This window comes from Hoeflea sp. Naph1 (genome assembly GCF_046837775.1).
In the GTDB taxonomy this organism is placed as follows: Bacteria; Pseudomonadota; Alphaproteobacteria; order Rhizobiales; family Rhizobiaceae; genus Hoeflea.
This window is the reverse complement of sequence record NZ_CP177287.1, coordinates 54,147-79,479: the sequence shown is the minus strand read 5'-3', so window position 1 is coordinate 79,479 and position 25,333 is coordinate 54,147. Positions and strand designations below refer to the sequence as shown.

26 protein-coding genes and 1 pseudogene are annotated in these 25,333 nt (G+C 60.1%); 8 read left to right on the top strand and 19 right to left on the bottom strand.

Going from position 1 to position 25,333, the window contains the following annotated elements:
• Positions 1-10: 10 nt before the first annotated feature.
• The 4 genes from phnE to ACK6D9_RS22680 are packed head-to-tail and all read right to left on the bottom strand — an operon-like array spanning position 11 to position 4,303.
• Complete coding sequence (gene phnE, locus ACK6D9_RS22695) at positions 11-769, bottom strand: phosphonate ABC transporter, permease protein PhnE (protein ID WP_152007133.1); 759 nt, start codon at positions 767-769, stop codon at positions 11-13.
• Complete coding sequence (locus ACK6D9_RS22690; RefSeq protein ID WP_152007132.1) at positions 769-1,551, bottom strand: phosphonate ABC transporter ATP-binding protein; 783 nt, start codon at positions 1,549-1,551, stop codon at positions 769-771. Before ACK6D9_RS22690 ends, phnE begins: the two co-directional genes overlap by 1 nt.
• On the bottom strand, positions 1,548-2,423 hold the full coding sequence (locus ACK6D9_RS22685; protein WP_152007131.1) for a phosphate/phosphite/phosphonate ABC transporter substrate-binding protein: 876 nt from the start codon (positions 2,421-2,423) through the stop codon (positions 1,548-1,550). The genes ACK6D9_RS22690 and ACK6D9_RS22685 overlap by 4 nt, the downstream gene beginning before the upstream one ends.
• On the bottom strand, positions 2,423-4,303 hold the full coding sequence (locus ACK6D9_RS22680; RefSeq protein ID WP_200866635.1) for a cytochrome c peroxidase: 1,881 nt from the start codon (positions 4,301-4,303) through the stop codon (positions 2,423-2,425). The genes ACK6D9_RS22685 and ACK6D9_RS22680 overlap by 1 nt, the downstream gene beginning before the upstream one ends.
• Before the next feature lie 92 nt (positions 4,304-4,395).
• Here ACK6D9_RS22680 and mntR point away from each other — a divergent pair, with 92 nt between their 5' ends.
• A complete protein-coding gene (gene mntR, locus ACK6D9_RS22675; RefSeq protein ID WP_024706458.1) occupies positions 4,396-4,854 on the top strand; it encodes a manganese-binding transcriptional regulator MntR in 459 nt (152 codons plus the stop codon).
• A 7-nt stretch (positions 4,855-4,861) separates the two neighbouring features.
• On the opposite strand, the gene ACK6D9_RS22670 is transcribed toward mntR, so the two are convergent.
• The 5 genes from ACK6D9_RS22670 to ACK6D9_RS22650 are packed head-to-tail and all read right to left on the bottom strand — an operon-like array spanning position 4,862 to position 9,235.
• Positions 4,862-5,515 carry a DsbA family protein gene (locus ACK6D9_RS22670; RefSeq protein WP_152007130.1) on the bottom strand — a complete coding sequence of 218 codons (654 nt, stop codon included), beginning with the start codon at positions 5,513-5,515 and terminating at the stop codon, positions 4,862-4,864.
• Positions 5,512-5,910, bottom strand: coding sequence for a disulfide bond formation protein B (locus ACK6D9_RS22665; protein WP_152007159.1), 399 nt, complete (start codon positions 5,908-5,910; stop codon positions 5,512-5,514). The genes ACK6D9_RS22670 and ACK6D9_RS22665 overlap by 4 nt, the downstream gene beginning before the upstream one ends.
• Before the next feature lie 25 nt (positions 5,911-5,935).
• Positions 5,936-6,421, bottom strand: coding sequence for a signal peptidase II (lspA, locus tag ACK6D9_RS22660; protein ID WP_152007129.1), 486 nt, complete (start codon positions 6,419-6,421; stop codon positions 5,936-5,938).
• Positions 6,418-7,041 (bottom strand): methyltransferase family protein, encoded by a 624-nt coding sequence (locus tag ACK6D9_RS22655; RefSeq protein WP_035521235.1) that lies wholly within the window; start codon positions 7,039-7,041, stop codon positions 6,418-6,420. Before ACK6D9_RS22655 ends, lspA begins: the two co-directional genes overlap by 4 nt.
• A gap of 4 nt (positions 7,042-7,045) precedes the next feature.
• Positions 7,046-9,235 (bottom strand): heavy metal translocating P-type ATPase, encoded by a 2,190-nt coding sequence (locus ACK6D9_RS22650; RefSeq protein ID WP_412051978.1) that lies wholly within the window; start codon positions 9,233-9,235, stop codon positions 7,046-7,048.
• Positions 9,236-9,383: 148 nt separating this feature from the next.
• Between ACK6D9_RS22650 and ACK6D9_RS22645 the strand changes: the two genes are divergently transcribed.
• Positions 9,384-9,824 carry a MerR family transcriptional regulator gene (locus ACK6D9_RS22645; RefSeq protein ID WP_152007128.1) on the top strand — a complete coding sequence of 147 codons (441 nt, stop codon included), beginning with the start codon at positions 9,384-9,386 and terminating at the stop codon, positions 9,822-9,824.
• A 255-nt stretch (positions 9,825-10,079) separates the two neighbouring features.
• Positions 10,080-10,793 (top strand): heparan-alpha-glucosaminide N-acetyltransferase, encoded by a 714-nt coding sequence (locus ACK6D9_RS22640; RefSeq protein WP_152007127.1) that lies wholly within the window; start codon positions 10,080-10,082, stop codon positions 10,791-10,793.
• Here the strand turns inward: ACK6D9_RS22640 and ACK6D9_RS22635 are convergent.
• From ACK6D9_RS22635 to ACK6D9_RS22610, 6 genes and pseudogenes are all read right to left on the bottom strand, one after another.
• Complete coding sequence (locus tag ACK6D9_RS22635; protein WP_244615064.1) at positions 10,790-11,833, bottom strand: L,D-transpeptidase family protein; 1,044 nt, start codon at positions 11,831-11,833, stop codon at positions 10,790-10,792. The two genes, ACK6D9_RS22640 and ACK6D9_RS22635, sit on opposite strands and share 4 nt — an antisense overlap.
• Positions 11,834-11,857: 24 nt before the next feature.
• Complete coding sequence (locus tag ACK6D9_RS22630) at positions 11,858-12,526, bottom strand: L,D-transpeptidase (RefSeq protein WP_244615060.1); 669 nt, start codon at positions 12,524-12,526, stop codon at positions 11,858-11,860.
• Between the two features lie 126 nt (positions 12,527-12,652).
• Positions 12,653-13,213, bottom strand: a complete 561-nt coding sequence (locus ACK6D9_RS22625; protein ID WP_412051977.1) for a L,D-transpeptidase — start codon at positions 13,211-13,213, stop codon at positions 12,653-12,655.
• A gap of 56 nt (positions 13,214-13,269) precedes the next feature.
• Positions 13,270-13,614: a hypothetical protein gene (locus tag ACK6D9_RS22620; protein ID WP_412051976.1), complete on the bottom strand. Its 345-nt coding sequence runs from the start codon at positions 13,612-13,614 to the stop codon at positions 13,270-13,272.
• 97 nt (positions 13,615-13,711) lie between these two features.
• Positions 13,712-14,308 carry a DedA family protein gene (locus ACK6D9_RS22615; RefSeq protein ID WP_412051975.1) on the bottom strand — a complete coding sequence of 199 codons (597 nt, stop codon included), beginning with the start codon at positions 14,306-14,308 and terminating at the stop codon, positions 13,712-13,714.
• Positions 14,309-14,472: 164 nt separating this feature from the next.
• Positions 14,473-14,688 (bottom strand): annotated as a pseudogene (locus ACK6D9_RS22610) (IS3 family transposase); the annotation flags it as partial.
• Positions 14,689-14,813: 125 nt separating this feature from the next.
• Between ACK6D9_RS22610 and ACK6D9_RS22605 the strand changes: the two are divergent.
• The 5 genes from ACK6D9_RS22605 to ACK6D9_RS22585 all read left to right on the top strand — a co-directional run bounded on the left by ACK6D9_RS22605 (position 14,814) and on the right by ACK6D9_RS22585 (position 19,451).
• Positions 14,814-15,311, top strand: coding sequence for a copper chaperone PCu(A)C (locus ACK6D9_RS22605; RefSeq protein WP_412051974.1), 498 nt, complete (start codon positions 14,814-14,816; stop codon positions 15,309-15,311).
• A gap of 534 nt (positions 15,312-15,845) precedes the next feature.
• Positions 15,846-16,331 (top strand): ZIP family metal transporter, encoded by a 486-nt coding sequence (locus tag ACK6D9_RS22600; RefSeq protein ID WP_412051973.1) that lies wholly within the window; start codon positions 15,846-15,848, stop codon positions 16,329-16,331.
• A gap of 124 nt (positions 16,332-16,455) precedes the next feature.
• Complete coding sequence (locus ACK6D9_RS22595) at positions 16,456-18,054, top strand: Mu transposase C-terminal domain-containing protein (protein ID WP_267656447.1); 1,599 nt, start codon at positions 16,456-16,458, stop codon at positions 18,052-18,054.
• Positions 18,054-18,932: a TniB family NTP-binding protein gene (locus tag ACK6D9_RS22590; RefSeq protein ID WP_238720040.1), complete on the top strand. Its 879-nt coding sequence runs from the start codon at positions 18,054-18,056 to the stop codon at positions 18,930-18,932. Before ACK6D9_RS22595 ends, ACK6D9_RS22590 begins: the two co-directional genes overlap by 1 nt.
• A 198-nt stretch (positions 18,933-19,130) precedes the next feature.
• Positions 19,131-19,451, top strand: coding sequence for a hypothetical protein (locus tag ACK6D9_RS22585; protein ID WP_412051972.1), 321 nt, complete (start codon positions 19,131-19,133; stop codon positions 19,449-19,451).
• A 93-nt stretch (positions 19,452-19,544) separates the two neighbouring features.
• Here ACK6D9_RS22585 and ACK6D9_RS22580 read toward each other — a convergent pair whose 3' ends face one another.
• The 4 genes from ACK6D9_RS22580 to ACK6D9_RS22565 are packed head-to-tail and all read right to left on the bottom strand — an operon-like array spanning position 19,545 to position 25,324.
• Positions 19,545-20,246, bottom strand: coding sequence for a VIT family protein (locus ACK6D9_RS22580; protein WP_255006201.1), 702 nt, complete (start codon positions 20,244-20,246; stop codon positions 19,545-19,547).
• Positions 20,243-22,150, bottom strand: coding sequence for a heavy metal translocating P-type ATPase (locus tag ACK6D9_RS22575; protein WP_412051971.1), 1,908 nt, complete (start codon positions 22,148-22,150; stop codon positions 20,243-20,245). Before ACK6D9_RS22575 ends, ACK6D9_RS22580 begins: the two co-directional genes overlap by 4 nt.
• A gap of 5 nt (positions 22,151-22,155) precedes the next feature.
• Entirely contained in the window at positions 22,156-23,136 is a 981-nt protein-coding gene (locus tag ACK6D9_RS22570) for an FAD:protein FMN transferase (protein ID WP_412051970.1), read from the bottom strand.
• Positions 23,117-25,324, bottom strand: a complete 2,208-nt coding sequence (locus tag ACK6D9_RS22565) for a PepSY domain-containing protein (RefSeq protein WP_412051969.1) — start codon at positions 25,322-25,324, stop codon at positions 23,117-23,119. Before ACK6D9_RS22565 ends, ACK6D9_RS22570 begins: the two co-directional genes overlap by 20 nt.
• Between the last annotated feature and the right edge of the window lie 9 nt (positions 25,325-25,333).

Below are 25,333 nucleotides of genomic sequence, written 5' to 3'. Positions count from 1 at the left end.
ACGCAAATAATCATGAAAAGCGGCGACGCAATGCAACATTGAACGCCTCGATAGCAAGAACCATGGCGATGACCGCCAGCGTGACACTGGCAGCCTTTTCGTATTGAAATGAGCGAACATAGGTCTGAATGTAGAAGCCGATGCCACCGGCTCCGACGATGCCGAGGATAAGCGATTCTCGTAGGTTCAGCTCGAAACGAAAGATTGTATCACGGGCGATCACCGGAGCCATTTGCGGCCAGATTGCATAGCGTAGGCGTGCAAGCGGCCCGGCGCCCGCACTTTCCAGTGCGGCGATCGGTCCGCGGGCAACCCCATCAATTGCTTCAGCATAGAACTTCGCCAGCATGCCCGTTGCATGGATGGCAATCGCGATGATGCCCGGAAGCGGGCCGAGGCCCACTGCGCCAACCATCAACATGGCGACGAGAATCAGCGGAATGGCGCGAATCAGCGCGAGAGCTGTCCGCACCGGACGGTGAACGACGGGCGGGGCCATGGTTTCCGATGCAAAGACGCCGAGCGGCCCCGACAGGAGCACAGCACCGAGTGTTCCAAGGATGGCGATGCGCAGCGTCTCGGCGCTGCCGTTGATGATCTCGGTCATCACTGACGGATCCGGTGGAAACATCCGCGCAAGGAAATCACCGATGCGCGGCCCGGCGGAGAAGAGGCGGGAAAGTTCGACGTCGGTCGTCGCGAGCGACCAGAGCACGGCCCCGGCGACGAGCCCGCCCGTCGCGAAGCCGCCCCAACCCCGGCTTTCCATCACGGCACCGCCTTCAGGCGGGGCTGTACGGCAGCATTCGCATCATCATAGAGCCGGGCTGTCGCGCCCTCGGTGAGCTCTGCCGTCGGAGTGTCGAAAACGATCCGACCGTTGCGCATGCCCACGATTCTCCGCGCGAAGCGCCGCGCAAGGTCGGGCTGGTGAGAGGAGAAGACTGTGGTCGCGCCTCGTCGACGCGCGGCTTCGGTTAGAAGCGAAAGGATCTCGGCTGCGCGTGCGGGGTCGAGGTTGCTCACCGGTTCGTCGGCAAGGATCAGGCGCGGCTCCTGCGAGAGGCAGCGTGCGATTGCGACTCGCTGCCGTTGTCCGCCGCTCAGACTGTCCACCCGTCGCTCAGACAGGTCGACAATGCCGCAATCGGCCAGCGCCGCGCGCGCAACCGCAAGATCGTCTTTCGACGGCCGCCCGAGCAGGGCACGCAGCGGCCTCATGCGGCCCAGCCTGCCGTTCAGCACGTTGCGCAGCACGCTGGCGCGTTCGACAAGAGCGAAGTCCTGAAAGATGAACCCCGTATCGGCCCGGCACGCGCGCGGCGGCGCACGGTCCGGATCGAGCGCGTCGCCCAGCACCGAGACGCGGCCGCGCCAAGCCCTCAGGCGACCATCGAGCAGCGTCAGGAGCGTCGTCTTGCCCGCCCCCGAAGGCCCGATCAGCGCGAGCGCTTCACCCGGCGGGATAGACAGCGTCACCTGATCCAGCGTCGGCAGGCCCGAGGTGACATGGGAGAAACATAGCTCCTCGATGCGGAGGGCCTCGGTCATTGCAGAAGCCCGTAGCGGCGGGCGAGTGCCCGAACACCGTCGAAAGCGGCCGCATCGGCCGGGACATAGCCGTCCGGGCCGTAGAGATGCCGCAACATGGCGCGATGTTCGAGCTCGTTCAGCCGCAGCATAGCGTTCACGAAATTTTCCTGCACCTCGGCGTCCAGTCCCGGGCGGGCAATCACCAAGTGGCTAGGGATCGGCTCGCTCTCGGCGATCCAAGTGACTTGGGACTGTTGGCTTGGCGCGAGCAGGAGATCGGCATACTGGCTGGCGCCCGCGGCATCGACCAGTCCCTCTGCCATTGCCTGCATCGCCTGCTGATATCCGCCCGCGAAGAACACTCTGCCGAAGAACGCTTCCGACTCTGCGGGTCCCGCGATCAGTCCCGCGCGCTCGAATTCAACCAGCGGGTAGAGATAGCCTGACTCCGAAATTGGATCGGCAAAGGCGATATCGCGTCCGCGCAAATCGGCCAGCGTGGTGATGCCGCTGTCGCGTCGCACGAAGACCCGTCCGGTGTAGGTGGGGGCGTCGCGATAGATCTCGGATAAGAGCGGCACCGCACCGATTTCCGCCTCGGCCAGAACAAAGGGCAGCGCTCCCATGAAGGAGATGTCCGCATCGCCGTTGCGCAGCGCCTCGACGGCGGCGGCGTGATCGATGGTCACGAAACCTTCGACCGGCACGCCGATCTCCCGTGACAGCCAACCGGTGATGGCCTTGATGTCGCCCAGTAGCTTTTCAGGGTTCTCCTGCGGAATAAAGGCCAACCGCAACGGGGCAGACTGCGCGCGAACCGGTGCCGCGAGGGCCGCGAGACTTGCACAGCACAGCGCCAGCATATGACGGCGGGAGAGCATGGAGTTCATCAGAACGCCCTTTCTTCGATGGCTTGCGCCTCGGACTGAAATGCGGCCCAGCTTGCCTCTGCGGCGGCCCAATTGTCGGCGCGGACTTCTGCGCCAACTGCAGCCAGGTGTTCTGCGAGGGAGTAGATCTCCGGGCGTGCGACAAGGTTCGCCATGGTGCCAGCATCCGCTGCAAGATCGGCGGCGACGGTATCAGTCAGGAGCAGGATGTGCTGAGTGTCCCGGCGCGGCAGAAGGGTATCGAGGGTGGAGGCAAAGGTTGTCAGCTCCGCAAAAGCCAACCGGAATGGCGTATTCTCGGTGTCGAAGTCCTCATAAGGTTCATCCGCCGCGCCAACGGTCTCAAGGTAAGCGGTGAGATCGGCGCGCTCGGACTCGCTGAGGCCAAGGCTCTTGGTCGTGTCGAACCAGTTGACAACGGCGGCCAGCGTCGGCATCGAGCCGTCGTGGAAATAGGGCGCGGTATAGACGGTCCCGAGCAGGGTCGGCGTGTCCAGCGCCCCGCCGCGCGACCCTTCATAGGCCGGGATGACCGATCCTATGTCATGTGCCTGCCGGTCCAGGAAATTGCCATCTGGCACATGACAACTGGCGCATGATTTGCCGTTCAGCCCGTCAAAAGGCTGGTTGAAGATCGCCGCGCCGCGCTGTGCCGCCTCAGGCGCGGCCTCGGTCAGGCGGCCGTCGCCGGTTAGCATCGCGTTCGGCAGAAAGTCGAACTCGGTCATGTACGCGACGAGGGCGTCCAGCATGAAGGGCGTCGGCTCGGCCCCAGCGAATTCGTTGACGATCACGTTGCGGGTGAAATCGCGAATGCTGGCAAACCGGCCGTCACGGCCATAAGGACCCGTAAACCGCAGGCCGCGCAGGCTGGGAATGTCGATCGGGTCGGCGCGGCGGTCGTTGAACATCGGATTGAAGAAGGCACCGTCCACATCCACTGCTCCGGGTTGATGGCTGGCGCCGGGAATGAAGAAACGCTGGTTGATATCCGAACGGTTGTGGCAGGTCGAGCAGGCGATGCCAATTTCACGCGCCGGGCCGCTGAATATTTCGGGGCTGTCGAACAGCATGTCGCCATAGGCGATGAGCGGCAGGTCGGTCTCATCTATGCCTTGCTCCTCGAAACCCAGTACAAGCAGGGGCAACGGATCCTGATCGAAGATGTCAGAGCCCGGAGGCAGCGTCGCGGGAAGCGTTACCGCACGGCCGCTGAGGGCGATGGTTTCCGGCACGGCGGTGAGGGTTGTGCGCGGTGCAAAATCGGCGACGCGGTAGTTCGCGGCGAGATAGTCGGAAACAACCACCCGCGCTGTCGCCATTGCGTTGAGATCGGGTTCGGTCGCTCCAGCACCCAGCACCCCGGTGGAGCCGGTGGCACTGGACAGCTCCAGCCAGGCCCGTCCGAGCGCGCGGGCCGCTTCAGGGTCGGCGGCGGCGAGATGATCCTCGATTGCGCGATAAAGCTCTCGGGCCGTGCGTACCGCCTGCTGGGCTGCAGCGGGGCTCTCGGCCGCCAACGCCGCGTCAAGCTCTTCGTCGATGCGGGCGGAGATAATACGCGTCGCGGCCTCGAAAACCGCTGCCCGATCTTCGCGCGCGATGGCAGCTGTCAGCGGCTCGGTCGGTAGGGAGCTTTGGCCTGCGAGCCAATCGAGCGCACCTTGCGTGTATTCCGATCCGCGATAGGGCTCCTCCCAGGCGCGCCCTAATTCATCCCAAGGCACGGGAGTAAGATTGCCCAGAAACAGGGTCAGCCGGTAGGCGGCAGCCTCGGGTAGCCAAGGGGTATCTCTGGCCGGGGTCGCCATGGCCGGCCCGGCGAGCAGACCGATCCCCAGCCCAAAGCCGAAGACGAGAGCTAGTAATTTGATACGCACACGCGCCTCCATCCCAATTCTTAGCTAAGGCTAACTTATACATCCTTGACCAACATATTGTCAATCGGGCAGCGATCCGGCATTGTCCTCTGATGATTGACCAAACTTCACAGTCTAGCGACGATCTCGCGCCGGACAGCCGCGCCCCCGAAGCACAAGCCAACGGGTTCGCGACCGTACGCGAGGCGCGGCGTAACGAGTTGGCCGAAGATTATGTCGAACTGATCGCCGACCTGATCCACCAGTATGGCGAGGCACGTCCGGTCGATATCGCCGAGCGGTTTGGCGTTCGCGCGCCGACCGTGACCAAAACGCTGAACCGCTTGGCGCGCGAAGGACTGATCACCCGCGAGAAGTACCGTTCAGTGTTCCTGACGGAAGCAGGTCGGACGCTGGCACAGGAATGCCGCCGTCGCCACGAAATCGTACTGCGGTTCCTGATCCGTCTCGGACTTGACCCCGAAACGGCGGAGCGTGATGCCGAGGGGATTGAACATCATGTCAGCGAGCAGACACTCGCCCTGTTCGAATCCTATGCCAATCGGCCCTAGCGGAACCTCACGTACTCTCGACCGCGCTGCGGACTTCAGCGATGAGGCCGTCCAAACTGGGTTCCGATAGTTCGCGCCCGTTTAGAAAAAAGGTGGGAGTCTGACGGATACCCACCGCTTCGACATCTGCCTTATCCTGGTTCAGAATTGCTGTAATTCCGGGAAACAACCTGTCGCTCTTGGCCCGTTCCAGATCAAGCCCGGCAGCCGCCGCGATCTGCCAGGCCAAGTCCATACGCGGTGCGCCGTGCACAGCCCATGCTGGTTGCTGCTTCAGGATGGCATTGAGCACAGGTTCAAACTTGTCCTGCATTCGTGCGGTCTCCAGGATACGCACCGCCTCGTCCGATCCTTCATGGAATACAGTGTAGCGCATGACGACGCGCACCTGCTCCGGGAACTCTTCGCGTATTGCCTGAACTGCCGGATGAAAGGCCCTGCAGGCCTCGCAGGAGGGATCAAAAAATTCAACAAGGGTGACCGGAGCCTTATCGGGGCCGAAGCTTGGCGAATAATCTCGAATCAACTGCGCCTCATCAACTGCCGGGGTTACTGCCTCGGCCTCGGTCAATTGTTGGCGCCGGGTCAGGAAGAAGGCGCCGCTACCGAAAGCGGCTAGCCCGAGAGCCGAAGCTCCGATCAAGAGAGTGCGTCTGTTCATGCGCGTCTTCCTTTCGATAGAACAAGGCAACTGAGGATCGCTCCAAAGGCGATCAGGGATAGATAGGGAATGGGCAGGCCAAGGATGGTCTGTGCCTGATCGGTGCAGGACGGCCCGGTTTTTGCACAAGGCGTGACAGCCTCTTGGATCCAGCCGGAGTAAAGGCCGGAATGCCAACCCGCCAACATCAGGCCGGCCGCTGCCAACGGCAGGCCGTAGGGTCGGGCCATGCCGTCGGCACGCCAGATCGAAAGGCCGAAGATGGGCACCAGGGGAAACATGGCAATGCGTTGGTACCAGCAAAGAGTACAGGGCATCTGTTCGAGCACTTCCCCAATGAAGAGAGCGCCAAGTGTTGCGGCCAGAGCGATTACGAACGCCGCCAGCAAGGGCATATCCTCGCCGGACAATGATTGAGGGTCAGGATTGGTCAACGACGGTGTCCTTGGATCGGTGTGAAGCGAATGTGGCGAACACGATAAACAGAGCGCCAAACGTAATCGCAATATCGGCTGTGTTAAAAGTTGGCCAGCGCCAGCCCTGAAAAGAGAGATCTATGAAATCAGTGACTGCGCCCTGTCGCAACCGATCAACCACATTGCCAAGCGCGCCACCCACTATCAGAGAAAATCCGATCTGTTCGACCGGGTGACGCGCCCGAAATGCCATGATGGCGAGGACCACGGTCAAGGTGCCGGTCAGCGCGGCCATGACCAGCGGTTTACCAGCCATGAGGTCAGAGAACAGACCAAAGCTCACCCCTTCATTAAAGCCGAGCGTCAGATCCAATCCGGGCAAAACTGCCACTGAATTACCCTGCAAGAGCAGCGACAAGGCCGCCGCCTTGGTCAGTTGATCAGCGGTTGTTGTGGCTCCGATCAATGCCCACACCCACCGAGCGTTCATGGCCTTATACCGCGACGCATGCTAACCCAACGCGGCACAGTTGCGGCATACTGCTCATAATCCCGCCCCAACGCTTGGCTAAGTATAGCCTCCTCGGAACGAACCTGTATCGAGGCTGACCAGAAAAAGATCAGCGGGGCAAGAATCGTCGGGATTGCTGGAACCGCTAGACTGATACCGGCCAGAAGCATGAATTGACCGACAAAGGTGGGATTGCGGCTGAACCGATAGAGTCCGTCCGAGACTAGGTTGCCGGTCGCTCCCTCGGTTACACCAACGCGCCACGAACTCCCCATCGACATTTGCGCCGCGAAGGCAAGCATCGCGCCGATCCCTGCTACGAACACGCCGATCAGACCAAGCGCTGCTGTAGAGCCTCGGCTCCAGAACGGATCCATCTCGCGCAAGACAGGCATCACCAACCAAAGTAGCGGCGCAACAGAAGCCAGAACAAAGGCCGCACGGAACCCCATTGCGGCCCATCGGTCACGTCCCCTGGCACGGCCAAACAGCCATACCGGCTTTCCCGCTGCCCGTGCTGCGATCGCGCTGCCCCAGAAGAAAAGGGAAAGGTAGCCAAAAAGAAGGACCAGCACGGACCAACCAAAGCTGGAAATCATGATATCAGGCCTCCTGCTCTGGATTGAAACGCAGCAGCCGCAACGCGTTCAGCGTGACGAGCACCGTCGCTCCGGTATCGGCCATAATCGCGATCCAGAGACCGGTCAGCCCCAAAACGGATGTCACGAGGAAGACCGCTTTCAGACCGAGCGCAATGGTAACGTTCTGGCGAATGTTGGCCATTGCCGCACGGGTAAGCCGGATGGTCGCCGGAATGTCGGTCACCCGGTCACGCAGGATGGCCGCATCGGCCGTTTCGAGCGCGACATCGGTCCCCGATCCCATGGCTACGCCAACGCTTGCCTGCTTGAGGGCTGGGGCGTCATTGATGCCGTCTCCGATCATCATCACGCCGCCATGTTCGCTCATGTCGCGAATGGCTTTAAGCTTGTCTTCGGGCATCATGTCGGCCTGATATTCCATGCCCAGGTTTTGCGCTATTGCCGCTGCCGTACGCGGATTGTCTCCGGTCAGGATGATGGGTGTAATACCGATGGCTCTCAGCTGGCGAACCGCTTCGGGCGCATCGGAGCGCGGTTCGTCACGCACAGCGATAATGCCGAGCGGGGTTTTCTCGCGGAAGACCACCACAGCGGTCTTGCCCTCTTCCTCAAACGTTGTGGTCTGGGCGAGGTCAGACTCGTCAATGCCGGCGTTCTCCCTGGCATATCCGGGCGAAGCCACCCAAGCGGAAGCGCCTCCCACAGTGGCGGTCACACCCTTGCCCATCAGCGCCTTTGCATCGCGTGCCGGTGGGATCACTATGCCTTCTTCCTCGGCCTTGCGCAAAATGGCGACAGCCAAGGGATGGCTAGAGCCGCCTTCTACGCCCGCCGCGACAGAGAGAAGCTCGGCCTCGGTTGTTTTTCCCAAAGTCACGACGTCTGTCACCACCGGTCGCCCATGAGTCAACGTCCCGGTCTTGTCGAAGGCCACGCGGCTCACCTTGGCAGTCGCTTCAATCACGGCGCCGCCTTTCAAGAGAAGGCCCCGCCGCGCACCGGTGGACAGCGCCGAAGCGATGGATGCGGGAACCGAGATCACGAGGGCACAGGGGCAACCTATCAACAAGAGCGCCAGCCCGCGGTAAACCCAGGTATCCCAAGGCTGGCCAAAAGCCATTGGCGGCACGAGCACGACCAGCGCCGCGACAGTGACGATCGCGGGCATGTACCAGCGGCTGAAGCGGTCGATAAACCGCTCGGTCGGCGCGCGAGCCTCCTCGGCCTCTTCCACGAGGCGAATGATGCGTGAGATGGTGTTGTCTTCGGCGGCTTTGGTTACGGTAATCCGCAGGGCGGCTTCGGTATTGATCGATCCTGCAAATACAGGATCGCCCGGACCTTTGTTCACCGGCACACTTTCACCAGTTACCGGACTGTCGTCCACCCCGGAGGTGCCTTCTGTGATCTCGCCGTCTGCCGGAATACGATCGCCGGGACGGACGAGCACGATCTGTCCTATAGCAAGACTTGCTGCCGGCACTTCGCGTGTGACGCCGTCCATTTCCAGAAGCGCCGTTTTCGGGACGAGATTGGCAAGCGCCCGTATCCCGTCGCGCGCCTTGCCTGCCGCCACGCCTTCCAGGACTTCGCCCACTGCAAAGAGGAAAACAACCAGTGCCGCCTCTTCCGCCGCATTGATGAACAGTGCGCCGATAGCGGCAACCGTCATGAGGCTTTCGATGGTGAAAGGCTGCCCCACGCGCAAAGCGACAAACGCGCGGCGGGCAATGGGGGTAACTCCGATCAGACACGCGGCGACAAAGGCCCATTTTCCCACCTCTGGCACAATCAGTTCCACTCCCCAGGCTATCATGAGAAGCAAGGCGGTAAAAATCACCAGTCTGCCCTTGGCCGTCTGGTACCACCGCTTGCCTCGATCTGCGGGATCGTCATGTACGTGTCCGGGACTGCCATGACCGGAATGATCTTTTGCCTTGCCGCCGGCCTGGGAGTGGCCGGTACAGCTTGCACTCTGATCGACAGCTTCGTCCTGCACCGCCGTCGCGACGCGCGGTTCGATACCGTAACCGAGCGCACGAACAGTTCTTTCAACCTTGTCGCGGCCGGTTTCACCTTCGTCCAGCGTCAGGCGCAGGCGTTCGGACATAATGCCGACCTCGACGCCGGTGACTCCTGGCAGCCTTGCCACGGCGTCCTTGACCTTCGTCGCACAAGACCCGCAGTCCATGCCAGATACAGTCCAGTCGCAACTGATTCCCTTTTTTGCTTCCGTTTCCGACACATTTTTTCCTTCGCTCAACAGGGGTTTCTCGGGCTTGATATCGTCAGCCACCCCTTTTAATGTCTCTAGCTACTGTAGCTTCAAGAGAAGAATTATGCTGACCATTGGAAAACTTGGGCAGGCGGCGGGGGTCAAGGTGCCGACCATCCGCTATTATGAGCAAATCGGCTTGTTGCCGGAGGCTGAGCGTAGCGCTGGAAACCAGAGACTCTACAGCCGTAAGGCGCTTGACCGTCTAACCTTCGTCCGACATGCGCGTGAACTTGGTTTTACGCTTGACGCAATCCGCGATCTGCTCAGCCTCTCTGACCATCCTGATCAGCCGTGCGCAGCAGCCGATGCGATAGCCAAAGCTCAATTGGCGGAAATAGAGAAACGCCTCGCACGTCTCGCCTCGCTGAAAGTTGAACTCAATCGCATGGTTGTGCAGTGCGCAGGTGGCAAGATTGCAGATTGCCGAGTTATTGAGGTGTTGAGCGATCATTCGCTTTGTGCGACCGATCACCGTCACTTGCAGGACGAAAAGGATCATTAATCCGTTTGGATTGTTTATCATCCATGCGGCGGCACCGCTGGTTGAAATGGGTGGCTTATTGCCTGCTGGGCTTCGATGGCGCTGGGGGGAGAGGGTCCTGTGGCCGCTGGCAGCCGCAGGACAACGGCTGGACACTCCGTTCTGAAAGGCGCTGAAAACAATGTTCTTGGGGCTGGCATGTATGCACTGCGGAAGCGAGAGAGTTCAGAAATATCCGTCGCTTAACGGTCGGCGAACAAGGTGAGGTTGAAAAGCATGAGAAAAAACAGATTGCTAGCCGTTGACGCAGCACGAGGGACGGCAATTGCCGGCGTGGTTCTTTTCCATTTCGTCTGGGATCTGGAATTCACGGGATTTGTATCGGGCGTGGCTTTCCATCCGCTGTGGCTCGCATTCGGGCGTTTGCTGGCCGGAAGCTTCATGTTCCTTACAGGAGTGAGTCTGGTTCTGGCGCATGGCACAGAGTTGAGAGCTCGGACGTTTTTCCGCCGGTTGGCCATCATTGTTGTCGCGGCCTTGGCGATAAGCGTTGTGACATGGTTCACATTCCCCAACGCATTTGTTTACTTTGGAATCCTGCATTCGATCGCGGTCGCAAGTCTCCTCGGGGTGATGTTTCTCAGGCTCCCGGCTTTGGCCAGCCTGTTTGCCGGCCTGGCGATAATGGCGCTTCCCTGGTACCTATCGCTGCCTGCTTTCGATCCCCGCTGGCTAGCCTGGATCGGCCTTTCAGCCAACCCACCTCTCAGCAATGATTTCGTTCCGGTGTTTCCCTGGGCAGGCATTACACTTCTTGGCATCAGCTTCGCCAAGGTCGTGGACATCAGTAAGAGCAGGATGGCCAGTGCGGGTGCGGATAGCACCATCTTCGCCAGGCTCGGCTGGCTGGGCCGCCACACCCTGCCGATCTATCTGCTTCACCAACCCGTGATGCTGGCGATCATCGTTCCTCTGTCGCGCCTGTTTTAGCGGGCTTTCGGTCCAGCGCCGAAGGGATCGGCAAGCGCTGCTTTCGGCCGACTAACGGGGACAGAAGTCGATGAAGTGATTTCCGACAAATATTGCGGGCCCTTCTTGGCCAGAATTTTTCGGAAAATCGGATTCATTCCACCATCCGAATAAGCAAGGCCGACATTCTGGCCATCTCTGAGCAGTTCTTTCATTCTCTCAATATCCCGCTCCGACTTCTCGGCCACTTGCTGGATCTCCGGTTCAAATGCCGGACATTGTCCAAGCGGATTAGCGGGCACATTGCCGTTGACGGGTTCGCCAAACCTGTAGCGTCCCTCGCAGAATTGAAATCGGGGAGTCTGGCGCAAAACTTCAAAGCGATCATACCCGGCCTTGAGATCCATCCAGAAATCGAAATTTGGGTCTTCTCGGCGCGCGGCAAGGTTTTCTGGCGTCATCCGAAACGGATACGACTGGACTTGAACAGCCTGTTGCCCGCCACGCAAGGCATCCCGGACAAGGGCGTAAACTTCCGCAACATGCTCGTCAGAAATAGCAAAACAACCCGAGGAAGAACATGCTCCGTGAACCATCAGGGCCGAACCGGTATAGCCCTTTGCGCGCTCCAGCCGGTTCGGATAGCCGAGATCGAAGGAAAGGTAGTATTGCGACTTCGGGTTCAATCCACCTAGACCCACAGTGTAGAAACCTTCAGGTGCCTGACGGTCACCTTCGAGTTTTTTTGGGCCCAAAACGCCCGACCATCGGCACATCGGATAAGTCTTCATCAGCGCATACTTGCCGGTCGCGTTTTGCTTCCAAACTTCCAGTTCACTCTCCTGTTTGAAGATGCGAACCAGCACCGGATCTGCGGGCTTCATGCCCATCTCCCGCATTTGCGCAATTGTCTTTTGGGGGATAGGAATATTGCCTCGGTCATCAAGCTCAAGCGTCGTCGTCACACATCCAGACGCTATCACGCCCGCCAAAAGGACACCGATCAAGCTGGGTCGAAACCCTCGTTTTGTTTGCCGCTTGGACCCGATCATCTTCAGCATCATTTCCGTTTCTTGCCTTTGGCGTCAGATCACTATCAGCCGGGCTCCGCTGGTGACCCGGCCATAGAGATCAACAACATCCTGATTGATCATGCGCACACACCCGCTCGACACAGATTTACCTATTGTCCAGTATTCCGGCGATCCATGGATGCGATAGAGCGTGTCCACACCGTCCTGGAAGATGTAGAGGGCTCGCGCGCCGAGCGGATTGTTTAGCCCGGGCGGCATGCCGCCATTGCTGGCGCTCCATTTTGCCAACTCAGGTTGTCGCGCGATCATTTCTTCGGGCGGAGTCCATTTCGGCCAAGCCTGCTTCCATTGGATCACGCCTTCACCCGACCACTCGAAACCCTGCCGGCCAAGGCCAACGCCATAACGCATGGCTTTTCCATTCTCCTGGATCAGATGAAGAAAATATGTCTTTGTGTTGACGATTACCGTTCCAACCGGATACGGGCTGGTCAAATCCACCTGCCGCCTCCAGAATTTTGATGGCACCTTGTCTATGTCTATCGCAGGCAAGGGGAACTGTTCGCCGGGCATCGGCCCGTACATTGCTCGTACATTGCTCAACTTTGGATTTGGCGAAGGTTTCTCGTCCAGCTGACCGGTCTGAGTTGCGGTTGTGCATCCGGACAAGGCCAGCACTGAAGAGCCCGCTGCTCCAACAATGAATTGACGCCGGTTCATGTGTTTTCATCTTTCACGAATGTGTGCATGGTTGACTCGCTTAATAACGTCATCGGGGAAACGAGCCGCAGAATCAGAGATGATTTGCGGCTCACAATTATCTAGATTCGAAGAATGGCGTTTCTTCTACAGCACCACAACCTGGGCGCCGACCGGCACCCGCTCAAAGAGATCTTCGACATGTTCGTTGATCATGCGAATGCAGCCATTCGAGACAGAACGCCCGATTGAAGATGGTTCTGTAGTACCATGGATGCGGTAGAGCGTGTCACGCCCATCTCGATATAAGTAGAGGGCTCGCGATCCTAGCGGGTTGTTTGGCCCACCGGGCACACCCTTGGCAAAGCGCGCGTACTTCTTCGGGTTGCGCCTGATCATGTTTGCCGTAGGAGTCCATGACGGCCACTTGGCCTTTCGACCAACCTTTGCTTGTCCGCGGAATGCGAGACCTGCGCGACCCACTCCGACCCCGTAGCGGCGTGCCTTTCCAGCACCCATCTGCAAATAGAGAAAATGGTTGCTGGGGTCGACAACTATAGTTCCGGGCTCATAACCGCTAAAGCGCACGGTTTGCGGCTCGAATTTCTCGTCCAGTTTAAACTTTTCGTCATGGGCGTAGGCAGGAAGCCCACAGGAGGTGGCAAGGCCAGTGCCAATGCCAAACAGCAGTCCTCTTCTCGAAATCATGTTTCACACTCACGTCGTTGAATTTTCCGATTGGCGCAAAATGCGCATTTGGCTATTCAAGCGTGAGCGTCTGGTGGCCGCGGGACCACGTATCCGATATTGAAGAGAAGCAATGCTTTGAAGCTAGTATCATGCTCCTGCACCTCGTTCATACTCGCTGAAACAGTCGAGACAGCAAATACTGCAAAGTGCATCTGACAGTGCACGGAAACTTTGCTTCCGCTTTTCTCGCCCAGCGGGATTTCGTCTGAACCAAGTGCAAGTCCACTGGCCATTTCATCGCATTCGACGGCTTCACCAAAGCTTTGGCACACAGGAACCAAATCCACCTCACTGGACGGATGCGCCAGCGCCGGAAGCGCCAGCAGCAATGCTGAAATGAAGGTCAATACGCGTATCATCTGACCCTTTTCGCCTCATTGATACAATTTGTCTACATGAACCATGATTAAGTTTTCGTGAAGAATGACCCTGCGATCAGCAGCGAGCGAGACTGTGTCAAGTCGGTTGCTCCTCAACTTTCGGAACTGGGACAGCTATCTGGTTCATCCGCCACCATGCGAAAACCGTGAGGACGACCAAAGCGACGAGAAAAGCAATACTTGCAAAGCCCCAGCCTGTTTCCACGGCTTTTTCTACCTGCGCACCGAAAACGAAGCCCACCGAGACCAAGCAGGCGGTCCAAATCATGGCCGATCCTGCATTCAAAATCGTAAATCTGCCCCATGACATTGATCCGAGACCGACGGGCAACGCGCCGATGGTCCGCATACCCTTGGGGTACCTGTAAAGAAAGATGTAGGCCCAACCGTAGTTTGCAAGTAAAGCTCTTGCTACAACACTCGCTCTTTGAGCAAATTGCCATCTGTTTAGCCAAGCATCTCCAAATCGTCTGGCAATGAAGAACCGTACTTCGTCACCCAGGTACCCGCCGGCAAAAGTCGCGACTAAGACAATATGCAAATCTAAAATTTGTGTTTGAGCCGCATAACCCGCGAACAAAGGCAGACTACCACTTTTCAACATGCAGTATACAAAAAGCAGGACGTAGATCCACAGACCGTACTCCCGTATCAGCTCCGATATACCGTCCATGTCACTTCACCCCCTCAATCTGCTCAGAACAAACAACCAACCCACTATGTACGGGCTACACACTCCATCAGATTTGCCCTTCACATAGATCTGCCTGCTTAATGCACGGTGGTCGTGGACATGTAATCAAAGTCGGTTGCGCAGAATGAACAGCTCCGAGTGTTCTAGATACCCTTGGACGTCATTTTATGCTGCTGCTCGAACGCGACGGACGACAGCATCCCGTTCCTGACAGGCTTGCGTGTGGAGTTGTCGAGCACCTCGATGTAGTCGAACACATCCGGTCTGGCCTTAACGCGGGCCTTGTAAGTTCATCGTCTCGTCATCTCGTGTTTAAGCAAATTGAAAAAGCTCTCGGCAATGGCGTTATCATGAGAGTTTCTCCATCAGTTCACCCCCTCTGGCGGCTGAATTGCGAAAGCACCATTGCGAGGGGAAATAAGAATGTGCAACGATCCGTGGTAAAAGATATCGGTAAGCCCGACATGCTCGAATGAGGAAACCCATGAGATCAGCACTCTGTTTGATTACGGCAAGTCTACTTTTTTTTGTGGTCCCGTCGATTGCGGGTACCAGCATCTCGTTGAATGCCAGCAATGACCTCGTTGTCGAACATGCCGTGATCGTCCAGCCGACAATTGGTGTCCAGGAGACGACGGGATTTCTTACCATTTGGAACGGAACACGGGAACCAGTGAGACTCGCTTCGGTGGAGAGTGATGCCTTCGGCAAGATATCCATTCGCCGGACAGAGATGACAAAGGTGCAGGACATGCCTGACCCGGTTTACGGGAAGGTTCCCATACCGGGTCGTGCAGAGCTATTGATGAGACCAGACGGTGTATATCTCACCTTGGGCGAACCTAAGAGAAACGTCGAGACGCTCACTGAAATAGACATGGTTCTGGTGTTTGACAGTGGGCGGCGTATAGCCGTTTCTGCAACATGGATTCGAACAGACACGCAAATGGAAGACCACCATCACGGTCAAGGAGATGCATAGCGCGAACCTTGAACCAGTCGTACTCAAAAACGCAACGGTTGCTGTAGATTCTGGGCGGCCTCGACTTACCCAGGTGGGCTAAACAACTCGCAGATTTCTGGATATTCGGGTACTGCGGTCCCCAAAACACGAACTGGATTAAACCCGGCTACGGGGCGATGGTTCGATGTAAAACCCTGTGACCCAATTAACAGAATTATCTATGTGGCCAACACCGTGGACGCGGGAGCCGTTTTTGCCGCCTGTAATAGTGTCTATTCCACAGCGTCGGTTATGCGAATGTAGCGGTAGAAGACACAGAACTCCGAAATTAGACCTTTGGCGTATCGCCACCTGGTTTTGAAGCGACAACTCTTCTGGAGGCTCCGCTGCAGCAGCTACTGGGGACGATTCGCATCTTTTTGAATTCCGATGCGATGGAACAAATCCGCGCCCTATGAGTTTGCCGCCCAAGGAAGCGTCAGTGTGCTATGCGCGCGAAGCGGGTGCGCGGGACGGAGCAAATGCGAAGGGCAGCATTGTGAAGGAGCGGTGGTGAACAACCTATGGCTGATAACTGGCCTCGCGCTCCTACCGGGGCTCGGCAATTTTGCTGGCGCAATGGTCGCTGAGTTCGTCCGAACATCGCCACGACTTCTGAATTTGGCGCTCCATGCGTCGTCGGGCATCGTCATTGGCGTGGTAGCGATCGAGCTGATGCCCGAAGCACTCGACAATCTCGCCGGCTGGTGGATCGCCGTCGCCTTCGCGGCAGGCGGAGCGATCTATATCGGCACCGAAACGCTGATCGTGAAGATAAAGCCGTCGCGGGAGAGCGGCGGAAGCACTGAAATGTGGATGATTTATGTTGCGGTAGCTGTCGACCTTTCCGGTGATGGCTTGATGATAGGCTCCGGCACTGCGGTCGGTGCCTCGCTTGCTGTTGTATTGGCCGCGGGGCAGGTACTGGCCGACTTTCCGGAGGGATACTCGATCGTGGCAAATGTCGATTTATGTTTGAAACCGAGACTCGCGCATTGAGTGTTTTCAATGATTTGCGTGAGACTAAAGTGTAACGCATTACACTTCAAATGAGACATCAATGGGATCTTATTACACTCCAAATGGGATTGATCGACCGGTCGATCGACCATAATGTCGCCGTATGATTTCATCCCCAGAAGCCCCCGATGATGTAGGTCCGGAAGAGTTTCTTCGATATCTGCTCCGCGGCAGTGATGGGAAAGTGACAGCTGAGGTAGTCGCAGCTGCGCGTGAGGAATATGGGATCCCGCGTTCGACGCTATTTCGACTCGTTGCGAGGTTTAGAAAGACACAACGCACTTCAAGCCTCAAACCTAGAAAACGCGGCACGCAAGAAGGAATGGTTAGGCTGGATCCCAGAACCGAGCGCATTATCGCCGAACAAGTGGAGGGCTTCTGGCTCAAAAAGGAAAAGCCGAGCTTTGCCGCACTGATGCGGCGCATTGGTGAAGTCTGCCTCACAGAGGGGCTATCACTTCCACATCGCAGCACTGTGCAGCGTAGAGTGTCAGAATTGATCCCGATTGCCGCGGCCCGCAAGCGCGGGGAGCGCGAGATCGAAGCTGCCTCGACACCGAGCCCTGGCCAGCTTTCTGTCGCGAAGCCGAATGCCCTTTGGCAGATCGATCATACTATTGTCGATGTCGTCGTTGTCGATGAACAATATCGCCAACCCATCGGACGGCCAGTGCTGACGATTGCCATCGATGTTTGCACCAGAATGGTCGCGGGTTTCCATTTGTCATTGGCAGCCCCATCGAGAACGTCGGTTGGCCTTTGCCTCCTGCACGCGGTTTACGACAAAACAGCATGGCTAGACGAACGGGGGATTGATATTCCTTGGCCTGTCGCCGGACTGCCAGCTGTTCTTCATTGCGACAATGGCGCCGAATTCAGATCGCGAGCGCTCGCCGGCGCTTGCAAGGAATATGGCATCAAGCTCCTGTTCAGACCGCCAGCAACGCCCCGCTTCGGCGGACACGTCGAGCGGCTGATCGGAACCATGATGGGAGCTGTTCATCTGCTGCCTGGCACAACGTTCAGCAATGTGAAGATCAGGGGTGACTACGATTCCGAGGGCCGTGCGACCTTTACATTACGCGAACTAGAAAAGTGGATCGCACTGGAAATCGTCGGCAAATACCATCAGCGTATCCACGCCTCACTATTGCGCCCTCCCCTGGCCGTGTGGCGCGAACGGCAAGGTGAAGTCGATTTCGACCTACCGCCAGACCGGATGGCGTTCTGGACCAGCTTTTTGCCTGGTGACCGGCGCCGCTTGCTGAAGGACGGCATTCATCTGGAAAAGATTCGCTACTGGTCGGACGCCCTATCACGTGATGTCGGCCGGGGTGCTGAGCTTGAGATCAAATATGATCCACGAGACCTTTCTCGAATATTCGTTCGCCAGTCCGACGGCCGGTTTGTAGAAGCGCGGTACCGAAATCTCGCATATCCGCCCGTCTCATGGTGGGAATGGAAACATGCCAAGAAAAGGCTTCGAGACCAAGGACGGCGTGAGTTGCAAGAAGATGTTATCTTTGCAGCGATCGCAAAACAAAGGCAGATTGAAGACATTGCCGCATCCTCAAGCGCAAAAGCGCGCCGGAGTGCTGCTCGAAGGCCTACTAAACAGGACCAAAAGGAAAGCGGCCACGTTACGGCTATAGATTTGGCGAAATCGGTTCATTCAGATGACGACACGGAATTTTGGGATTGATGATTGAACTCCCGCATTTGGCGTCTGGCGCCGCGGCACTTGCCAACTCGCCAAACGAAACACGGATTCGTGCCATTCGATCCGATCGTTGGGTCGGCTTTGATCGCGCTCGTCGGGTTCTTCGGCATCTCGATGGGCTTTGCGACCATCCGCCATCAACGCGTCCGCCGGGCCTCGCGATTTATGGCCACAGCGGCATGGGCAAGACGATGCTCGTGGAAAAGTTCAAGCGTAATCATCCGCCAATTATCGATCACAGTACCGGTGTGGAAAGCATGCCGGTCCTGGCAATTACGCTGACATCACGCCCGACAGAACGCAGGATATACGGTCAATTGCTGATGGCCATGGGAGCCAGCATCAATGAACGCCTGACACTCATGGAACTTGAGATCAGGACCGTCCTCCTCCTGAAAAGCAACAATGTTCGTGTTCTGGTATTTGACGAGGTCCACAATCTTCTTGCTGGAACCCCGAGAGAGCAGCGCGTGATCCTGCAGCTGCTGCGATATCTTAGCAATGAGATCAAAGCTTCGCTCGTCTGTCTTGGCGTTTCCGAAGCCCGCGACGCGATTGCCGGCGACACTCAACTGGCACGACGCCTGGATCAGTTTGTACTGCCAAGATGGAAGGCGGATGAGGAATTCCAGGAACTGGTGACGGCGATCCTCCGAAGTCTACCGCTCAAACTTCCGTCCGCATTGTCCAGCCAGAGTTTGCGACACCTTTCCCGCCTCGGCGACGGCATAACCGCTCGCGTATTCGGGATACTGAACGAACTTGCAATCGAGGCGATCCAAGACGGCACAGAGCGGATCACCGATGAAAACATCGAATCCTGGAAGCCCGCTTTGGAAAAAGAGGCAGCATTCGCATAGCCAACGAAACGTTACACCTCAATTGAGACTCAGGCCGCAAAAGTCTCAATTGAAGTGTAACGTTTTTCCAGAAATTGTCCGAGTCCCAGTTTGAAGTGTAAATCGACAGCTATTCTGGGCGAACAACTGCTCGACAACGAGGCCGAACGTGGTATCGCAACTTGGGCATCGCCTGCCGAAATCGCTCGGCTTCTCCTGATGCGACGCATTCCAAGACCTGTTCCCCGCGCAAAGGATCTTTGGCGCTTCAGGGTGCTCGGCGCCATTATTCCCGATCTCGATGGCATCATTGCCGCGGAACAGGAGAACCTGCCCACACCCGCAAGTCCGATCCTTCGGCTTCACATGCGGCCGGCATTGCTGGCCGGGATAGCCATTGTCGAGCGCGCCGGACCTGAAATGCTCCGAATGCTGCGTCGTCACATGATGGGCGACAACAAGTTCCGATTCATCGAAACCACCGAGCGCATAATAGCACAAGCCCGATGGCCGAGGTCCCTGCAAATGCAGTTAATTTGAGAATCCAGCAGCCCAGATTCTCATGATCAAATGGTCAACCAGAACCAAACCGACGCATTCTTGCGGTTAACTGCTAAGCGACACCATTGAATCCTAGCCTACGGCGACCCCGAACAGCGCACCGACCCCGGCTGTCGCCGCCATTGCAAGCGCTCCCCATAGCGTGACCCGCGCGGCCCCACGGACGACGCCTGCGCCGCCGGCCGAAGCGCCCAATCCGCCAAGAACCGCAAGGCCGAGGATCGTCGATCCCGCCACCAGGGGAGCGATCTGCGCCTCCGAGACCAGCAGCACGACGATCAGGGGTAGCACGGCCCCAACTGCGAAGGTCAGTGCGGACACCAGAGCCGCCTGGATAGGGCGAGCCGTCACGGTTTCCGAAATGCCGAGCTCGTCGCGCGCATGCGATCCGAGCGCGTCGCGTTCAGTCAGTTGCACGGCAACCTTCTCGGCCAGATCCCGATCAAGACCTCGATCGACATAGATCAGGGTCAGTTCCTCCAGTTCGGCCTCGGGCGTTTCCTCGAGTTCGCGGGTCTCACGGGCGAGGTCGGCCTGTTCGGCGTCGGTCTGGGAACTGACTGACACGTACTCTCCTGCAGCCATGGACATCGCGCCAGCTACAAGCCCGGCCAACCCGGCGATCATGACCTCAGGCTTGCCCGACCCCGCTGCGGCGACGCCGACGACGAGGCTCGCGGTCGAGACAAGACCGTCGTTGGCGCCGAGAACGGCGGCCCGCAGCCAGCCGATGCGATGCACCATATGGATTTCAGAATGTGATAGACGGCTCATGGCGTGGCTCCTTGAACGATGTCAGCTTGCTCTGACCTGATGGCCTGTGGTTTGTCCGTAGGCGGCTCCTGCGGCGCGATGCGCAGCGCGCGCAGAGCGTTCAGGATCACGGCAACGTCGATCACTTCTTGCAGGAGCGCGCCCTGGACAGGCGTGAGGTAGCCGAAAGCGGCCGCGATCATGCCCATGACAGACAGACCGATCCCGGCGACAACGCTTTCGACCGCTATCCGCCGCGAGGCCCGCGCGATCTCGATGCCGGGCCCCAGCCGGTCGATCCGGTCGACGAGCAGCACCACGTCAGCGGCCTCGGCCGAGGCCGCGGCGCCCCGTGCCCCCATTGCCACGCCTACATCGGCTGCGGCCAGGGCGGGCGCGTCGTTGACACCATCACCCACCATCATCACCGGCCCGTGTTTACGCTCGGAAAGCACCAGTAACACCTTTTGATCCGGCGTCAGACCGGCCCGCAGCCCGTCGAGGCCCAGCCCCTCGGTCACGCGCTCGGCCACGTCCGCGCGGTCGCCAGTAGCCAGAATGATGCGCGCGATCCCTTGACGGCGCAGACCGTCCAGCATGGCACCCGCTCCCTCGCGCAGCGGGTCGGACATGACGAGGTGCCCAGCCATGTGACCGTCAACTGCCACTGCGACGAGGACCGATCCGGCGCCCTTGGCGGGGTGATCGCCCACCATCCGCCCGACACGGGACGCCACGAAGCCGTCGCCGCCGACGATCACCTCGCGGTCCTCCACACGACCCAAGACCCCTTCGCCCGGGATCTCAGCCACTTCTGTCGGAACGGGCAGTGTGAAGCCCCGCGCCTTTGCGGCAGCGACGATGGCCTGCGCCACGGGGTGTTTCGATGCCTGATCGAGCGCGGCGGCAAGGCGGAGGATGTCGTCCTCGGTCATGCCATCGTGGCTGTCGATCGAGATGATCTGCGGACGGCCATCCGTCAGCGTCCCCGTTTTGTCGAGGATCAGCGTGCGGATGCGCGCCATTGTCTCGAGCGGCCCTGCGCCCTTGATCAGCACGCCAAAATGCGCCGCGCGCGACAGACCCGCGACCAGTGCGACCGGCACGGCAAGGATCAGCGGACAGGGCGTGGCGACCACCAGCACGGCGACCGCGCGGATCGGATCGCCTGTGAACCACCAGGCCGCGAAGGCGATACTGACGGTGACGACCAGAAAGCCCAGCGACCAGCGGTCGGCCAGCCGGGACATCGGCGCTTTGGACGCCTGCGCTTCCTCCACCAGACGAACGATCCCGGCATAGGTGCTGTCCTTGGCCTCGCGCGTCGCCGTCAGATCGAAGGCCTCGCCCGCGTTGGTCGATCCGCTCATGGCGTCGGCCCCGCGCGCCAGCCGGACTGGGAGGGACTCGCCGGTCAGCGCCGCGGTGTCGAGGAAGGCGGTGTCGGACGTCACCGTACCGTCCACGGGAACGACATCGCCCTGCCGGATCAGCAGGCGATCGCCCGGTGCGATCTCCTCGAGAGGCACATCCTCAAGACCGCCGTTCCGGTGCCGCGTCGCGGTCCGGGGTACGCGAGATAGAAGATCCTTCATCGAACGACGTGCACGGCCCTCAGCGAAGGCTTCGAGGAAGGTGCCTCCAGAATACATGACTGCGACGACAGCCGCAGCCAAGGTCTCGCCGAAGACAAGCGCCGCCGACATCGACAGTGCGGCAACGATATCGAGGCCCACCTCGCCGCGCCCAATGCTCCGGACGATTTCGACCACAAGCGCTGAGAGCGCGGGAACAACTCCTGCAATCCAGATCAGGTTCGCAATCTCTGGTTGGCCCGCAAGGTAGAATGCGAGTCCCACGATCAGCCCGGTTGCGGCCATCAGCAGGAGTGCGGTCTTGAAGCGATCGGTACGGGTCTGTTCCATGCGGCTCATCTTCCCCCGGCTGAGGCGATTGCCGCTGGTTCTTCGGAAAAAAGCTGCCCGACTCCCACGCCCCTTGCAATCCCGTCATCATCGCACAGAAGAAACAGGGCGTCGAGTCCACGTTGTCTTGCGAGGTTCGCACCCGTCTCCGCACCGAGCACCATCAGCGCCGTCGCCCAGGCGTCGGCCTCGGCACAGGTGCGGGCCACCACGGTGACGGAGGCTGGCGGCGTGATCAGCGGCGCGCCACGTCTCGGATCCATAGTATGCGACAGGCGGCGCCCCTGAACCTCGACCCAATGGCGGTAGTCACCGGAGGTCGCCACGGCGGCGTCCTGCAGCGCCAGAACCGAATGCGGCGTCCGGCGATCAGGGTCCGGCGCTTCTACCGCGATGATCCATGCCTCGCCATCGGGGCGCAGGCCCATGGCGCGCATCTCACCGTCGATGCCGACAAGGGCGTCGGCAATCCCATGATCGCGCAAGGTCTCGGCGAGCCGGTCGACGCCATAGCCCTTGGCGATGCCGTTCAGATCCAGCGCAATGGGCGCGGTCTTGCGCAACTGCATCCCCTCGATCTCCAGCACCTCCTGCACCGGGCGGCGGGGGGCGTCCATCGCGGCGCGGATACCCTCGGGCGCGGCGGCCCCGGGCCCGAAACCCCAGGCCGTCACCGCATCGCCCATTCCGATATCGAAGGCCCCGCCCGAGGCGCGCCCGATCTCGAGCCCGAGGCTCAGAACCGCCCGCAGTTGCTCCGGCACCACCACCCAATCGCCCACCGGCGCCGCGTTGATCCGCATGAGCGCGCTCTCCGCGTTCCACGTCGACATCTGCGTGTCCACCTCGTCGACAGCCGCCTGAAGGGCGGCACGGATTGCATGCGTGTCGCGGCCCCGATCCGCGAAGAACAGCGCCGACCAGCGCGTGCCCATGGTGGGGCCGTTCAGGGCGATGCGCGCGCGCTCAGTAGACATCTTCGACATACCGCCCCTCTGCCTTTAGGACTGCGGGCGTAAGCCCGGCAGGTGCAAGGATCTCGGCCAACGCATCGCTCACGCCCGTGGCCATGTCGCGCCCGCCGCAGACCATCACACGCGCCCCGTCGCAGATAAGCCGGGCCACCTGCGCCGCGTCGGCGCGCAAGGCGTCCTGCACATAACTGCGCCGCGCGCCGCGCGAGACGGCGGTGACAAGCCGGGTCAACCGCCCCTCAGCCTGCCAGCCGGGCATCTCTTCGCCATAGAAGAAATCGCTGTCCGCATGCCGCATGCCAAAGAACAAGTGCACGGGCCTGTGCCGTGCATTGCCGCGGATGAAGCCCGCCAGCGGCCCGAGGCCGGTGCCCGCCCCGATCAGGATCAGCGGGGTGCGACCGCGACCGGCATGAAAGCCGGGATTGCGCCGCAGGAAGGCCCGGACCGTATCGCCCGGTTCCAGCGCGGTCAGCTGGCCCGAGGCCAGACCGCCCGGATGCTTGCGCACCACGATCTCGACGAACCCGTCGCGCCGGCCCGAGGCCAGCGAGTAGAGGCGCGGCACCGGGCTGCCCTGCGGCAGGACGCCGATCAGGTCGCCCGCCTGGAACCGTGCGAAGCCCGCGCGGGTCAGCCGTTGCCACGGCGTTGCGCGCGGCAGGGCGAAGCGCAGGATCGCGGCCCCCGCCTGCATCTCGGCCCCGTAGTTGCGCCGCGAGACGAGGGTCAATTGTTCGGTGCGCGGCGAAACGGGCTGGTGAGAAAGCTCGAGAGAGATGCTAAGCGCCTCGCCAAGAGCTCGGCCCCAGCGCGCGAAATCCTGTGGCGACTGTCTGTCGATGGTGTCGAACGGCAGAAGTTCGGACCAGCCCTTCGCCTGCGCCGCAGCCGCGACGTCCTTGGCGAAAGCGCAATAGGCCGGAAAACTCCGGTCGCCGAAGCCGAGAACGGCAATCGGAAAGTCGGGCGCTCGGTCTGTGGCGTTCAGTCGGTCGAGAAAGCCCTTCGCCGAGGCCGGAGCGGCACCATCGCCATAGGTCGCGGCGAGCAGGATAATGCGCTCGGCACGGGCGTAGCGCTCTGGCGCGAAGCCCGACATAGGGCCAACATGGACGCCCTGCCCCGCTGCCGTCAGCGCGGCATGCAGGGTCGCGGCGAAGCCCCAGGTGCTGCCACCCTCGCTGCCGACAAGAATGATCGTCTCGGCACGGCCCGCAGGCTGGTTGCCCCGGATGCGCGGCCGCCCGCGGCGCCCGGTAAACCAGATCAGGACGCCGGTCACGCCCATCGCCGGCACTCCGAGCGCCATCATCCCGAGCACAAGGCCGAGCGTCGCGGCCCCCTGCCCCGTGTGCAGCATGTAAATGGTTTCCGAGACGCGCTCCCACCCGGTCAGGTCGGCCCATGCCATGAGCGCGCCGGTTCCCTGGTCAAGATAGCCGGTGCCCCGGTCGGTCTTCAGTGTGAACACGTCCGTCGCATCGCCGGGATAGGGAAAGCTCAGTTCGCGCAGCTCGGCGACGGGCGTCTGCAGCAGCGTGGCCATCTGATCGAGAGCGAACCCAATCTCTCCGCTCACTTCGGTGGGATCAGCCGGCAGGACGCCACCGTCCGGCAAAAGATCGAAGGTGGAGGCTGTCATCCAGAGGGCGGTGGTGGAGGACAGAACGAGGCAGATGACGGTGATCCGGGCGATCTCGACATGCAGCCTGCCCGCGAACGGACCGCGCAAGGACGCGAACCAGTGCCGCCATCCGCCCGCCCGTCGCGCGACCAGCATAGCACCCGAGAGCGAGAGGACCAGCATCGCCGCGGCCCCGGCGGCCATGGCGATGCGCCCGCCATCCCCGAGGAAGAGCGAGCGATGAAAGTTGGTGAGCCAGCGAAGGGCCTGGTTCGGGTCGGCCGAGGCAACGCCCGCGCCCGTCGCCGGGTCGATCACGGCAGCACCCGGCGCGCCCTGATCGAACCAATAGGCGGTGATCCGACCGGAGGGCGACCGCCGGATCTGCTCGACGCCCGGATAGACGACCTGGATGCGGTCCGCGAGGGTGGCGACTGTCAGGCCAGTCTCCACCTGCGGCGCGGTGATGCGCTCGACTGTCGGAAAGACCGAGAGCGCGGCGCCGCTCAGGCTCAGGATCGTGACGAGCGCGAGTGCCAGAAGACCCGGCCAGCGATGGAGTGTACGGATCATGGCCCTGCC

Excerpts from the sequence above, each read along its gene's own strand:
- ACK6D9_RS22580 (WP_255006201.1), bottom strand. The coding sequence starts at position 20,246 with ATGAGCCGTCTATCACATTCTGAAATCCATATGGTGCATCGCATCGGC.
- ACK6D9_RS22630 (WP_244615060.1), bottom strand. The coding sequence starts at position 12,526 with ATGAACCGGCGTCAATTCATTGTTGGAGCAGCGGGCTCTTCAGTGCTG.
- ACK6D9_RS22690 (WP_152007132.1), bottom strand. The coding sequence starts at position 1,551 with ATGACCGAGGCCCTCCGCATCGAGGAGCTATGTTTCTCCCATGTCACC.
- ACK6D9_RS22605 (WP_412051974.1), top strand. The coding sequence starts at position 14,814 with ATGAGATCAGCACTCTGTTTGATTACGGCAAGTCTACTTTTTTTTGTG.
- ACK6D9_RS22585 (WP_412051972.1), top strand. The coding sequence starts at position 19,131 with ATGCGACGCATTCCAAGACCTGTTCCCCGCGCAAAGGATCTTTGGCGC.
- ACK6D9_RS22575 (WP_412051971.1), bottom strand. The coding sequence starts at position 22,150 with ATGGAACAGACCCGTACCGATCGCTTCAAGACCGCACTCCTGCTGATG.
- ACK6D9_RS22685 (WP_152007131.1), bottom strand. The coding sequence starts at position 2,423 with ATGAACTCCATGCTCTCCCGCCGTCATATGCTGGCGCTGTGCTGTGCA.
- ACK6D9_RS22670 (WP_152007130.1), bottom strand. The coding sequence starts at position 5,515 with ATGAACAGACGCACTCTCTTGATCGGAGCTTCGGCTCTCGGGCTAGCC.
- ACK6D9_RS22590 (WP_238720040.1), top strand. The coding sequence starts at position 18,054 with ATGATTGAACTCCCGCATTTGGCGTCTGGCGCCGCGGCACTTGCCAAC.
- ACK6D9_RS22650 (WP_412051978.1), bottom strand. The coding sequence starts at position 9,235 with ATGGACTGCGGGTCTTGTGCGACGAAGGTCAAGGACGCCGTGGCAAGG.
- ACK6D9_RS22595 (WP_267656447.1), top strand. The coding sequence starts at position 16,456 with ATGATTTCATCCCCAGAAGCCCCCGATGATGTAGGTCCGGAAGAGTTT.
- ACK6D9_RS22615 (WP_412051975.1), bottom strand. The coding sequence starts at position 14,308 with ATGGACGGTATATCGGAGCTGATACGGGAGTACGGTCTGTGGATCTAC.
- ACK6D9_RS22655 (WP_035521235.1), bottom strand. The coding sequence starts at position 7,041 with ATGATTTCCAGCTTTGGTTGGTCCGTGCTGGTCCTTCTTTTTGGCTAC.
- ACK6D9_RS22625 (WP_412051977.1), bottom strand. The coding sequence starts at position 13,213 with ATGATTTCGAGAAGAGGACTGCTGTTTGGCATTGGCACTGGCCTTGCC.
- ACK6D9_RS22640 (WP_152007127.1), top strand. The coding sequence starts at position 10,080 with ATGAGAAAAAACAGATTGCTAGCCGTTGACGCAGCACGAGGGACGGCA.
- mntR (WP_024706458.1), top strand. The coding sequence starts at position 4,396 with ATGATTGACCAAACTTCACAGTCTAGCGACGATCTCGCGCCGGACAGC.
- ACK6D9_RS22645 (WP_152007128.1), top strand. The coding sequence starts at position 9,384 with ATGCTGACCATTGGAAAACTTGGGCAGGCGGCGGGGGTCAAGGTGCCG.
- ACK6D9_RS22665 (WP_152007159.1), bottom strand. The coding sequence starts at position 5,910 with ATGCCCTTGCTGGCGGCGTTCGTAATCGCTCTGGCCGCAACACTTGGC.
- ACK6D9_RS22565 (WP_412051969.1), bottom strand. The coding sequence starts at position 25,324 with ATGATCCGTACACTCCATCGCTGGCCGGGTCTTCTGGCACTCGCGCTC.
- ACK6D9_RS22620 (WP_412051976.1), bottom strand. The coding sequence starts at position 13,614 with ATGATACGCGTATTGACCTTCATTTCAGCATTGCTGCTGGCGCTTCCG.
- lspA (WP_152007129.1), bottom strand. The coding sequence starts at position 6,421 with ATGAACGCTCGGTGGGTGTGGGCATTGATCGGAGCCACAACAACCGCT.
- ACK6D9_RS22635 (WP_244615064.1), bottom strand. The coding sequence starts at position 11,833 with ATGCTGAAGATGATCGGGTCCAAGCGGCAAACAAAACGAGGGTTTCGA.
- ACK6D9_RS22570 (WP_412051970.1), bottom strand. The coding sequence starts at position 23,136 with ATGTCGAAGATGTCTACTGAGCGCGCGCGCATCGCCCTGAACGGCCCC.
- phnE (WP_152007133.1), bottom strand. The coding sequence starts at position 769 with ATGGAAAGCCGGGGTTGGGGCGGCTTCGCGACGGGCGGGCTCGTCGCC.